The sequence below is a fragment of the Colwellia sp. SU-HH00943 genome (genome assembly GCF_057546125.1).
This window is the reverse complement of sequence record NZ_BAAJLW010000003.1, coordinates 231,243-244,343: the sequence shown is the minus strand read 5'-3', so window position 1 is coordinate 244,343 and position 13,101 is coordinate 231,243. Positions and strand designations below refer to the sequence as shown.

Sequence of the window (13,101 nt, the reverse complement as noted above, 5' to 3'; positions counted from 1 at the left end):
GAAGCGATATTATCTGTAAATAATATAATAAAAACGATTTGTTACGCTAGTACTCTTCTGCAGTCAATTAAGTTCAGTTAGATTTAGTTAATATAAATAATAAAGCCGCGAAATTTTAAAAATTCGCGGCTTTATTTTTAATAGCTAAAATCACTATTGAGATATTTTAGCCCAAGTATCTCGTAAACCAACCGTTCTATTAAACACCAGCTCGCCACCGTGATCATGGTTGTCTAAACAAAAATAGCCTTGACGTTCAAACTGGAACGCTAACTCTGCTTTAGCCTCGGCCAATGAAGGCTCTAATTTTGCTTTTTCAATAGTAATTAATGATTCAGGATTCATCACACTATAAAAGTTATCTTCAGCAGCAGGATTAGCAACAGTAAATAACCTGTCGTATAAACGTACAGTAGCATCAATTGAGCGATTAGCATCAACCCAGTGAATGACTCCTTTAGGTTTAGTGCCATCACTTGGGTTTTTACCTAAAGTATCTTCAAGATAATTACAATAAACCGTAGTGACATTACCTTGTTCATCTTTATCACAACGTGTTGCAGTGACAACATAAGCGCCACGTAAACGTACCGCTTTATCTAAGACTAAGCGCTTATATTTTTTATTTGCTTCTTCTCTAAAATCTTCTGCTTCTATATAAAGCTCACGACTAAATGGAACAATTCGTGTACCTTGGCTTTCATCACTAGGGTGATTTTTCACAACTAAATCTTCAGTTTTATCTTCAGGGTAGTTTTCTATGATTAGCTTGATTGGCTCAAGTACTGCCATTGCGCGCGGTGCATTGTCATTTAAGTCTTCACGGATACAGGCTTCAAGCACACTCATTTCAACCGTGTTATCCATTTTAGTCACACCAATACGCTTCGCAAACTCACGCATTGACGCAGGTGTGTAGCCTCGACGCCTGAATGCCGCAATAGTTGGCATACGAGGATCGTCCCAACCATCTACTAAATTTTCTTCAACTAAGGTATTAAGCTTACGCTTACTCATTAATGTATATTCAAGGTTTAAGCGAGAAAATTCGTATTGATGTGGCGTAGCCGGTACAGAAACATTTTCAATTACCCAATCGTATAAACGACGATTATCTTGAAATTCAAGCGTACAAATAGAATGTGTAATACCTTCGATGGCATCAGATAAACAATGTGTAAAGTCATACATTGGGTAAATGCACCACTTATCCCCTGTTTGATGATGATGTGCAAAACGAACACGATAAATAATAGGATCACGCATACACATAAAACTAGAGCTCATGTCTATTTTAGCGCGTAAAGAACACTCACCTTCTTTGAACTCACCTAAACGCATTTTTTCAAATAATGCTAAGTTTTCTTCAACCGAAGTATCACGGTATGGGCTATTTTTCCCAGGTTTATTCAGCGTGCCACGATATTCACGCATTTCGTCGCCCGTTAAAAAACAAACGAAAGCTAAGCCTTTTTCAATAAGCTCAACAGCGTAACCATGTAATTGGTCAAAGTAATCCGAAGAATAATGTACATCTCCAGCCCATTCGAAGCCTAACCAACTAACATCTTTTTCAATAGCTCTTACGTAGTCGATATCTTCCTTTTCAGGGTTTGTATCATCAAAACGTAAATTACATAAACCATTATAATCTTGCGCGATACCAAAATTTAGACAAATAGCTTTTGCATGACCAATATGCAAAAAGCCATTCGGCTCAGGTGGGAAGCGTGTTTGCACATTGGTATGCTTACCACTAGCCAGATCAGCATCAATAATTTGACGAATAAAATTAGTTGGTTTGTTTTCAGCTTCCGACATCTACAGAGCCTCTAAAAGAAGTAAAATTAAAAAATAGAATGTTCGACATTATATCAATAAAAAAGGCTCTAACGAGCCTTTTTAGTAAAATTAATCATAAGTTTGCACTATTTTATCAAAATAGCATCAACTGTGCCTTGAGCAAGACCGTGATAACCAGGACGAGCTTGTTCATATACTTTTATTGCCCAAGCTTTACCCGCTTCTGTTTTCGCTAATTCTTTATACAAAGGTACGATTAACTTGCGACGACCAATGGATATTAAGTAATCAGACATTGGCGCATACACAACCTCATAACCCACTCGTATTGAAAGCAAATACCATGCATGAGCAATTTCAGCGTTGGTACTGTGTGTTAAATTAAACGCTTTATCTAACTCAACCATACGTTCAGCGCTAATATCTAAAGGTAGGTTATTAATAAAGTATAACCACTCATGCACAGTCCAAGTATCAGTTGGCAATTGATTAAGGCTAGCTTCGTCGCTTAACCATGCAGTTACTTTCGAGTCTATTGTGGTAAAAGCTGACGAAGTAGGCTTAGGTACATAGCTTGGCAAGCCTTGCTCATAAATCCATTCTTGAATTTCTTCATCACTAACAATATTAGGGTATTTATCGGTAAGGTTGGCTTTCAAGTATTTAACAAACTCTGCGGTGCCTAAACTCTTAAAAGCATGGCTATTAAAATACTCAACAACAAAAGCATCAAAACGTTCACGGCCAAATTTCTTTTCTAAGTAAATTAAAAATAGCTGCCCTTTCGTATAGGGTACACTCGAGAATGCATCATCAGGGTCTCGCCCTTTCAGATCAATATAAAGTTGTGTATCGCCCGGTTGCAACTCTGCGATATTATAATTAAGACTTTGAGCATCAAGAGCTTGTTCCATGTTGGCACGTTGTGTACCAAAAACTTCTTCCATAATGCGGTTTTCAACATAACTGGTAAAGCCTTCGTTTAACCAAAGATCTCGCCAGCTTTCATTTGTTACTAAATTGCCCGACCAAGAATGTGCTAACTCGTGAGCAATCAAGTTAACCAAACTCTTGTCTCCCGCTACAACGGTTGGAGTGATAAAAGATAAGCGCGGATTTTCCATGCCACCAAAAGGAAAGCTTGGCGGTAAAATTAATAAGTCATAACGGCCCCAACGATACTTACCGTAGAGTTTCTCAGCAATATCGATCATCGCTTGCGTATCGTTAAACTCGGCAACAGCCCTATCAAGAATATACTCTTCAGCGTAAATTCCTGTTTGATGACTCATGGCTTTAAATTGTAAATCACCCACAGCAATTGCAATTAAGTAGGCAGGAACAGCTTGTGGCATCGAGAAGAAGTAATCGCCGTCACGTGCAGTATCAGGATCGTTATTTGCACTCATCACTGCAAGTAACTCTTTATCAGTGGTTATACGAGCAGTATAAGTTACACGCACACTTGGTGTATCTTGGATAGGTATCCAAGAGCGAGCGTGAATGGCTTGGTTTTGACTAAAAAGAAACGGTTGACTCTTACCTGCTGTTTGCGCAGCTGATAACCATTGCAGGCCTGAAGCTTTTTCAGTTGAATGATAGTAAATACGTAGCTTTTTCGATTGTCCTTGAGTGTTTATTGTCAGTTTAGCGCCCAAAACATCATCACGCTCAGCAAGAGTGAAATTTACTGATTGCCACACACCTTGTGTATTTTTTGCCATGACCTTGTGAACAACAAGATCACGTGTATCTAATACAACCGTGTTTGCTTGAGCAGATAACCACTTTAAAGATAACTCTGCAAAACCTGATAATGACTTTTGGTTAAAATCAACATTGAGATCTAAATAAAGGTGCGTTGTGATGACTTGATCATAGTTTGAATAAGTATAAACATCATTTAAAACACTACCCTTTGAAGCTGAAACTAGCTGTGAAACAGACAGCATAGCAAGCAAGATGAGTCGTAAAAAAATTTTCATTAAATAAATCCCAATATAATTTACAAGGCTTAAAAAATAGCCTGTAGATTACAGCGAATCGACAGGCTTATTCAACTAATTACGATAATAAAGGTATTTAGAAAAACTAACGAATTTGCAAGAATGGTTTACACTATTGAGTGTGAAAATAGAGATTAAAAGTAAAAGCGTTTAAACGTAACGCTGTATAACGTTTTTCAACAATCACTATCATCGACTTCAAAAAAACAAGTTATACAGCTACTGGCATTTTACTACATTTTTTGCATTTGAATCACAACTCTGCGGTTCTTATCACGGCCTAAAATGGTACCATTTGATGCAATATGGCGTTTTTCACCATAACCTTTCGCTTCAATTCTGCTTGCATCAATGCCATTGGCTACAAAATATTCACGAATTTTATTAGCACGTTTTTCTGATAACTTTAAGTTCGACCAACGGCCACCATAACTATCAGAATGAGCATCCACAAGTACTAACTCAAGTTCAGGATCTAAGCTCAAATATTCACGTATCATATTAATACGTCTTTGCGAGGCTTTAGTAAACTGGTCACTGTTAGATTGATAGTTTAAAACCGTGTAAGCAATATCATCAAAGCTATAGTTAAGTAAATTACCTACACATGAAACAAAATTTCTATAAGCGGTTTTAAAGCGCACATTTGATAATCCCACAGACACTTCGTCTTGCTCGCTATACCAATCATTATAATAAAAGGTTGGGTTCATTCCTTGCTCAAGCTCGCTTAACATAGTCCAAGCAACTTTCTTAGGTAAGCTTGGGTTAAATTGCTTATAAAGTTTCATGTCAGCTAAAACGCGACCACCATTGCCAGGTTTCCACTTAGGTGATTCACTACGAACCTGGGCAAGAGAATAGTTATCAGGCAAGAGCATCATATCTAATTCAAATTCCATGTTTAACTGACGGCTCGCTTTTGCTGAAAATCGTGCTTGCCCGTAATTAGGGATTTGATGAGCTAATGTGCACTGTAAGCGTGAATTATCTGCTAGTTGCCACTGAGAATTTCCTAAAGTAGCGCTATATTGGCGAATACCTGCCTGTGCTTGTGAAGCAGTAAAAATAAAGAATAGTACAAAAAACACAGTGACAAAAAGTGACGATGTGAAGAAACATTTATATGTGCTTGAAGCGTTTATTTTCATGATATTGCAACATAATTAATTGGCGACATTATTTATATCGTCTGAAATTAAAATAACTTTAACATTTTATTGGCTATTTTGCATAAGCACACTATCGTGTTTAGGATAGTTTTCTGAGATAATCACCACAACCCTACTCATCCTAACACTTGCCAGCTAACCAAAAGAATAATATGTCAGATACTGCAAAAACAAAAGACGAAGAAGTAGAACAAGTAATAGACAAGCCATTATTGGCGCAACGATTTCGTGGATACTTTCCTGTTGTCATTGATGTTGAAACAGCAGGCTTTAATGCCCAAACAGATGCGTTACTTGAAATTGCAGCTTCAGTGTTGACGCTTGATGAAAATTCAGGTCAGCTGTCAATTGATGAAACAATACAATTTAATGTTAACCCGTTTGAAGGAGCTAACTTAGAGCCCAAAGCATTAGAGTTTACAGGTATAGACCCAACACACCCTCTTCGAGGTGCTGTAGATGAAGAAGTTGCGTTAAAAACAATATTCAAATTAGTAAGAAAAAAAATGAAATTGGCTGGTTGCCAACGAGCCATTATTGTTGCTCATAATGCCGCTTTTGATTTGGGCTTTTTAAATGCTGCAACCACTCGCTGTAAAATCAAACGCAGTCCGTTTCACGCCTTTGTTAGTTTTGACACTACAACTTTATCTGGTTTAGCTTTAGGGCAAACAGTATTAGCAAAAGCGTGCGAAGCAGCTAAGATTGATTTTAATAACAGCGAAGCTCATACAGCGCTATACGACACTGAAAAAACAGCTGAATTATTTTGCTATATCGTCAATAAATGGCAAGCATTAGGCGGATGGCCGTTACCAGTACCTGCTACACAAACTGAAGAAACGAGTAGCTAGACTTTCATCCATTTACTAAAAAATAGGCATAAAAAAACCGCTAACGCGGTTTTTTTAAATCATCAATTAATGCATTAAGCTTATAATTGCTCAGCATTATCAGTTAGGTAAGCAGCTACACCTTCTGGAGAAGCAGTCATACCTTTATCACCTTTGTTCCAGCCAGCTGGACATACTTCGCCGTGCTCTTGGTGGAATTGAAGTGCATCAACCATACGAAGCATTTCATCAACGTCACGACCTAATGGTAAATCGTTAACTACTTGATGACGTACGTTACCTTCTTCATCAATTAAGAAAGAACCACGGAAAGCAACACCAGCTTCTGGATGCTCAACATCGTATGCTTGACAGATCTCGTGCTTAGTATCAGCAACTAAAGTGTATTGAACTGGACCAATACCACCATCGTTTACTGGAGTGTTACGCCATGCATTATGAGAAAACTGTGAATCAATAGAAACACCAATTACTTCAACGCCGCGGCTTTTAAATTCTTCCATACGGTGATCAAAAGCTAAAAGCTCAGAAGGACAAACAAAAGTAAAATCTAACGGGTAGAAAAATACTACTGCTTTTTTGCCTTTAATAGCTTCGCTTAAAGTAAAGCTATCTACAATTTCACCACTGCCTAATACTGCTGCTGCAGTGAAGTCCGGTGCTGGACGACCAACTAATACACTCATTTTGTGCTCCGTTTTTTGTTATAAAAATTTATATAAATAAATTGAGAAATCACAATTTATTATTGTATCTAATTAAAAAATTTCAATGGGTATTGAAGTTTTAAATAAATTTATTCTGCACTTGCTTCTTCTGATGCGTTTTTAGCGGCAGCTTCTTTAATTAAGGTTTGTAATTCACCTTGTTGAAACATTTCAATAATAATGTCACAGCCACCAACTAATTCACCTTCAACCCATAATTGCGGGAAAGTAGGCCAATCAGCATACTTAGGTAACTCAGCACGAATATCTGGATTTTGTAAAATATCAACATAAGCAAACTGCTCACCACAAGAAATTAATGCTTGTGATGCTTGAGAAGAAAAACCACAGCTTGGTAATTTTGGTGAGCCTTTCATATAAAGTAAAATTGAATTCTCACTGATTTGTTCTTTAATACGTTCTATAGTATCCATAATAACCTCTAATAAATAATACTTATTATATTGAGTTGAACTTGGCTTACTGATTGTTTGCCACAGATTAACAAATAATGGTGACAAAAATGTCGTTTTCAACACAATATAATAAATACTTAAAATATGATTAAATTTTAGCTAGCACCTTGAAAAATAACTAAAGAAAACCTATACAGTAAGCTGTCTATATAGTATAAACTAATACCCGAGTATTTTACTCAAGTTTTAAAGGAAAATATACTGTTTATTCCCTAATACACAGTAACTTTTTAAAGAAAGAAAAATTGGAGAGAGCAATGGCTATCGAATTACCTGCATTACCTTACGAACAAAACGCTTTAGAGCCACACATTTCAGCAGAAACTTTATCTTTTCACTACGGAAAGCACCATAACACTTACGTTGTAAAACTGAATGGATTAATTGAAGGCACTGAATTTGCCGACAAATCATTAGAAGAGATTGTAAAAAGTTCTTCTGCTGGTATTTTCAATAATGCAGCTCAAATATGGAATCATACTTTTTACTGGAATAGCCTAAGCCCTAATGGTGGCGGTGAGCCAACAGGCGCTTTAGCAGACGCTATTGTAGCAAGCTTTGGTTCTTTCGATGACTTCAAAGCAAAATTTACTGACAGTGCTATTAATAACTTTGGTTCAAGCTGGACTTGGTTAGTAAAAAATGCTGATGGTAGTTTAGCTATCGTTAACACTTCAAATGCTGCAACACCATTAACTGAAGACGGTGTTACACCATTGTTAACTGTAGACTTATGGGAACACGCTTACTACATTGATTACCGTAATGTACGTCCTAACTATATGGAAGCATTTTGGGCATTAGCTAACTGGGATTTTGCACAAGCAAACTTTGCTTAATTACCCGTCATGCCAAGTCGCTTCGCTTAATCAATATAGTGCTTAATCGATTTAGTTAAGCAAAATGGTTAATCGATAAAATAAAAAACGAGCCTTTGGGCTCGTTTTTTTTATCTCAAACAAAAGTTGAAACATTACTTATCTAAAATATGTTAACTTCATTTAAGCCCTGAAACTCAGTTGCTGTTAAGTAAACTAAATATTGTCATACCAATAAGTTGTCATTGAATGTTAATTAGCAAATATTCCTAGCCCTAGCAATCCCTTGATATTTATTGTTTTTCATATAAAAAAAACAAATAAAACCTCGCCGCTGTTTACAATTTTTATTAGCAATAATACGTAAAGCAACTAATCTTAAAAGTAAGAGATGATAATTTGTTTGCTTATCAAGGAAACTTTTGGGAGGCGGTCATGAGTATTTTTCAACACTACCAAGCACGTTATGAACAAGCACAACAGGAAGAGTTTAGCCTGCAAGAATTTTTAAATCTTTGTAAAGACAATAAACTTGCTTATGTCTCAGCATCTGAACGGCTACTTAGTGCTATTGGCGAACCAGAAGAAATAGATACAGCGACTGACCCTAGGCTGAGCCGAATATTTTCAAATAGAGTTATTAATCGTTACCCTGCCTTTAAAGATTTTTACGGTATGGAAGAAGCTATTGAACAAATAGTGTCATACCTTAAGCATGCTTCTCAAGGCCTAGAAGAGCAAAAACAAATACTCTATTTATTAGGCCCTGTAGGGGGCGGCAAATCATCGTTAGCGGAAAAATTAAAAGCACTTATGCAACAAGAGCCTATTTATGTATTAAGTGCTAATGGCGAGCGCAGCCCTGTTAATGATCACCCATTTTGCTTATTCGATATACATTCTGACGGCAAAATACTTAAAGAAGAGTACAACATTCCTTCACGCTACCTAAATAGTATTATCTCGCCTTGGGCTGCTAAGCGTTTACACGAATTTAAAGGCGATATAGCGCAATTTAAAGTCGTGAAAATATTCCCTTCTATTCTTGATCAAATAGCCATTGCCAAAACTGAACCGGGTGATGACAACAACCAAGATATTTCTGCCTTAGTCGGTAAAGTTGATATTAGACAGTTAGAGCACTTTGCACAGAATGATGCTGACGCATACAGCTATTCAGGTGCTCTTTGTCGAGCCAATCAAGGCTTAATGGAATTTGTAGAAATGTTTAAAGCGCCAATTAAGGTATTGCACCCATTATTAACAGCAACACAAGAAGGCAATTACAATCCTACAGAAGGCCTTTCAGCCCTTCCCTTTAATGGTATTTTACTTGCTCATTCAAATGAATCTGAGTGGCAAACGTTTAGAAACAACAAAAACAATGAAGCATTTTTAGATCGTGTTTATATCGTCAAAGTGCCTTATTGCATGCGTGTGTCTGAAGAAATCAACATTTATAAAAAACTGCTCGAGCACAGCGAATTGAAAGATGCGCAATGTGCACCCGACACCTTAAAAACCTTAGCTCAATTTTCTGTACTATCTCGTTTGAAAGAACCTGAGAACTCTAGCATTTATTCCAAAATGCGCGTTTATGACGGAGAAACACTAAAAGATACAGATCCTAAAGCTAAATCCTATCAAGAGTATCGTGATTATGCGGGCATTGATGAAGGGATGTCAGGTTTATCTACACGCTTTGCGTTTAAAATTCTATCCCGAGTATTTAATTTTGATCATCAAGAAGTAGCCGCTAACCCGGTACATTTATTCTATGTACTTGAGCAGCAAGTTGAACGAGAGCAATTGCCAAAAGAAACAACCGAACGTTATTTAGAATTTATAAAAGGCTACCTAACGCCGCAATATATTGAATTTATTGGTAAAGAAATTCAAACCGCGTACCTTGAGTCATACTCTGAATATGGACAAAATATTTTTGATCGTTATGTCACATATGCTGATTTCTGGATTCAAGATCAAGAATATCGAGATAACGAAACAGGGCAACTTTTTGATAGGCAATCACTGAATGAGGAATTAGAAAAAATTGAAAAACCCGCAGGAATCAGTAACCCGAAAGATTTTCGAAATGAAATAGTCAATTTTGTACTTAGAGCCAAAGCTAATAATAACGGTAAAAACCCCTTATGGACTAGCTATGAAAAACTACGCACGGTTATTGAGAAAAAAATGTTTTCTAATACAGAAGATCTTTTACCTGTTATTTCATTTAACTCAAAAACATCCAAAGATGATCAACAAAAACATGATGACTTTGTTGAACGTATGATGAGTAAAGGTTATACGAAAAAACAAGTAAGACTGTTATCTGAGTGGTATTTACGCGTTAGAAAATCTTCTTAAGCAGTATCTCTTTACACAGTAGTTTTCGCCAAGTAGCAAAACGTAAAAAGAGATAAGGAGTCTATAATGGCTAACTTTATTGATAGAAGGCTAAACAGTAAAAACAAAAGCACAGTTAATAGACAGCGATTTTTAAGACGCTATAAAAATCAAATTAAGAAATCAGTATCTGATGCTATTAATAAACGTGGTGTCACTGACATTGAGTCAGGTGAAAATATTGTTATTCCTAAAAAAGATTTATCTGAGCCTATATTTCATCAAGGTGAAGGTGGAGTGCGTGACAGAATTCACCCGGGTAATGATCAATTTTCAACAGGTGACCGCATCAAAAAGCCACCTAAACAACAAGGCCAGGCCAGTGGACAAGGTGAAGCAAGTGATAGTGGTGACGGAGAAGATGATTTTACCTTTTCGATTTCTAAAGACGAATACTTGAACCTGTTATTTGAAGATCTCGAATTACCGAACTTAGAAAAGAACCAGTTAGATAAGTTACTAGAATATAAAACCGTTCGCTCGGGCTTTTGTGCTGAAGGCGTGCCCGCCAATATCGACATAGTTAAGTCATTGCAAGGTTCTATTGCTAGACGCATTGCAATGACGTCATCAAAAAGAAAACAATTAAAAGCCTATGAAGAAGAACTTAACCAGTTAAAACAAGATAAACATGATCATATTAAAGAAGAGCGAGAGCTAATAAATAAAATACAGACATTAAAAGAAAAAATCGCCAAAGTCCCTTTCATTGATACCTTTGATTTACGCTTTCGAAATTATGCAAAACAGGCAGTACCCACCTCAAAAGCAGTGATGTTTTGCTTAATGGATGTTTCTGGCTCTATGGACCAAGCTACTAAAGATATGGCCAAGCGTTTCTATATTTTACTTTATTTGTTTTTAAGCAGAACCTATAAAAACATTGATGTGGTTTATATCCGTCACCATACCCAAGCTAAAGAAGTTGATGAACATGAATTCTTCTACTCTCAAGAAACGGGCGGCACTATAGCTTCAAGTGCATTAGTGTTAATGGATGAAATCATTCGCGCTCGATATAACGATAACCAATGGAATATTTATGGCGCACAAGCTTCAGACGGTGACAACTGGGCAGATGATTCACCTCAGTGTAAATCGTTATTGGTCAATAACATTTTACCTAAGGCTCGTTATTTCAGCTATATAGAAATAACCCAGCGGGCTCACCAAACACTCTGGCAACAATATCATGAAGTAACTAAAACTCACTCAAACTTTGCTATTCGTCATATTAAAACTGTTGACGATATTTATCCTGTATTTAGGGAACTATTTAAAAAAAATACCAAAAGTGCGGCATAAAGGGAGAGTAGCATGGTGACAAATAAGCATAATAACCAAAAACAACGTAAAGCTCTCGATGATTGCCCTGATTGGACATTCGAGCTTTTAGAGCAGTATCAAGAGGAAATAGCGAGAGTTGCTAAACATTACCGATTAGATACTTATACTAATCAAATTGAAGTGATTACAGCGGAGCAAATGATGGATGCTTATGCCAGTATTGGTATGCCTATTGGTTATAGTCACTGGACTTTCGGGAAAAAATTTATTCAAACAGAGCAAACCTATAAACGTGGGCAAATGGGTTTAGCCTATGAAATTGTCATAAACTCCGATCCCTGTATCTCCTATTTAATGGAAGAAAACACCATGCCAATGCAAGCGCTCGTTATGGCACATGCATGTTATGGTCATAACTCTTTCTTTAAGGGCAATTACCTTTTTAAATCATGGACTGACGCCAGCTCTATAATTGACTACTTACTGTTTTCAAAAAACTATATTGCCGAATGTGAACAAAAATATGGCATTGATGAAGTTGAAGCCACGTTAGATGCATGCCATGCTTTAATGAACCATGGTGTTGACCGATACAAAAGGCCACAAAAGATATCGCTTGATGAAGAATTAAAACGTCAAGAAGAGCGAGCAGAATATCTACAGTCTCAAGTGAACGCCTTATGGCGAACATTACCCGACATGAAAAAGAAGGAACACACAACCCAACATCATTTTCCTTCTGAGCCACAAGAAAACATTCTTTACTTCATAGAGAAAAATGCCCCACTGCTTCAACCATGGCAACGTGAAATAGTTCGCATTGTTAGAAAGATTTCTCAATATTTTTACCCGCAAAAACAAACGCAAGTAATGAATGAAGGTTGGGCCTGTTTTTGGCATTACACTATATTAAATCACTTATATGATGAAGGAGTGGTAACTGATAAGTTTATGTTGGAGTTTTTACATAGCCATACTAATGTCATTGCTCAACCTGAGTACAATAGTCAGTATTACTCTGGCATCAATCCCTATGCTCTTGGCTTTAATATGTTTATGGATATTAGACGCATTTGCGAGCAGCCAACAGAAGAAGATAAACAATACTTCCCTGACATCGCCGGTAGTAATTGGCTAGACACTATACATTTCGCGATGGAAAACTTTAAAGATGAAAGCTTTATTAGTCAGTATTTATCCCCAAAACTTATCAGAGACTTTAAACTTTTTCATATCCACGATGACACCCAAGAAAATTATGTGGAAATTGGGGCAATACATAATGAGCAAGGTTATAGGAAAATAAGACACAAGCTAGCTAATCAATATAATTTAAGTAACCTTGAAGTAAATATTCAAATTATTGATGCTGATATCAATGGTGATCGCGCTTTAACGCTACGTTATATTCCACACAATGGCATTGAACTCAGTGAATCAAAAACTGAAGTGCTTAAACATTTACATTATTTATGGCAATTTGAGGTCAAAATTGTTCAAGAAAAAGCCAATGGTGAAGATAAAATAATTGCTCAGTGTCCTGAGCCTAATGACAAAAAAGGCGACTAA

Annotated in this window: 10 protein-coding genes; 5 read left to right on the top strand and 5 right to left on the bottom strand. The window is 36.7% G+C overall.

Annotated features, from left to right (window positions below; all coding sequences use genetic code 11):
- Window positions 1-153: 153 nt before the first annotated feature.
- The 3 genes from glnS to AC27GZ_RS09575 form a co-directional block, all read right to left on the bottom strand.
- Window positions 154-1,821 carry a glutamine--tRNA ligase gene (gene glnS, locus AC27GZ_RS09585; RefSeq protein ID WP_487094740.1) on the bottom strand — a complete coding sequence of 556 codons (1,668 nt, stop codon included), beginning with the start codon at window positions 1,819-1,821 and terminating at the stop codon, window positions 154-156.
- 107 nt (window positions 1,822-1,928) lie between these two features.
- Window positions 1,929-3,788 carry a M1 family metallopeptidase gene (locus tag AC27GZ_RS09580; protein ID WP_487094739.1) on the bottom strand — a complete coding sequence of 620 codons (1,860 nt, stop codon included), beginning with the start codon at window positions 3,786-3,788 and terminating at the stop codon, window positions 1,929-1,931.
- A gap of 254 nt (window positions 3,789-4,042) precedes the next feature.
- Window positions 4,043-4,960, bottom strand: a complete 918-nt coding sequence (locus tag AC27GZ_RS09575; RefSeq protein ID WP_487094738.1) for a flagellar protein MotY — start codon at window positions 4,958-4,960, stop codon at window positions 4,043-4,045.
- Window positions 4,961-5,133: 173 nt separating this feature from the next.
- Between AC27GZ_RS09575 and rnt the strand changes: the two genes are divergently transcribed.
- The gene (gene rnt / locus AC27GZ_RS09570; RefSeq protein WP_487094737.1) at window positions 5,134-5,835 is read left to right on the top strand and encodes a ribonuclease T; all 702 of its coding nucleotides are present in this window, start codon (window positions 5,134-5,136) and stop codon (window positions 5,833-5,835) included.
- Window positions 5,836-5,915: 80 nt separating this feature from the next.
- Here the strand turns inward: rnt and AC27GZ_RS09565 are convergent, their stop codons facing one another.
- The gene (locus AC27GZ_RS09565) at window positions 5,916-6,521 is read right to left on the bottom strand and encodes a peroxiredoxin (protein WP_487094736.1); all 606 of its coding nucleotides are present in this window, start codon (window positions 6,519-6,521) and stop codon (window positions 5,916-5,918) included.
- A gap of 110 nt (window positions 6,522-6,631) precedes the next feature.
- Window positions 6,632-6,976 carry a Grx4 family monothiol glutaredoxin gene (locus AC27GZ_RS09560; protein ID WP_487094735.1) on the bottom strand — a complete coding sequence of 115 codons (345 nt, stop codon included), beginning with the start codon at window positions 6,974-6,976 and terminating at the stop codon, window positions 6,632-6,634.
- A 299-nt stretch (window positions 6,977-7,275) separates the two neighbouring features.
- Here AC27GZ_RS09560 and sodB point away from each other — a divergent pair, with 299 nt between their 5' ends.
- From sodB to AC27GZ_RS09540, 4 genes are all read left to right on the top strand, one after another.
- Window positions 7,276-7,857: a superoxide dismutase [Fe] gene (gene sodB, locus AC27GZ_RS09555; protein WP_487094734.1), complete on the top strand. Its 582-nt coding sequence runs from the start codon at window positions 7,276-7,278 to the stop codon at window positions 7,855-7,857.
- A 414-nt stretch (window positions 7,858-8,271) separates the two neighbouring features.
- Window positions 8,272-10,206, top strand: coding sequence for a PrkA family serine protein kinase (locus tag AC27GZ_RS09550; protein WP_487094733.1), 1,935 nt, complete (start codon window positions 8,272-8,274; stop codon window positions 10,204-10,206).
- Window positions 10,207-10,272: 66 nt separating this feature from the next.
- A complete protein-coding gene (locus AC27GZ_RS09545; RefSeq protein WP_487094732.1) occupies window positions 10,273-11,550 on the top strand; it encodes a YeaH/YhbH family protein in 1,278 nt (425 codons plus the stop codon).
- A gap of 12 nt (window positions 11,551-11,562) precedes the next feature.
- A complete protein-coding gene (locus AC27GZ_RS09540) occupies window positions 11,563-13,101 on the top strand; it encodes a SpoVR family protein (RefSeq protein ID WP_487094731.1) in 1,539 nt (512 codons plus the stop codon).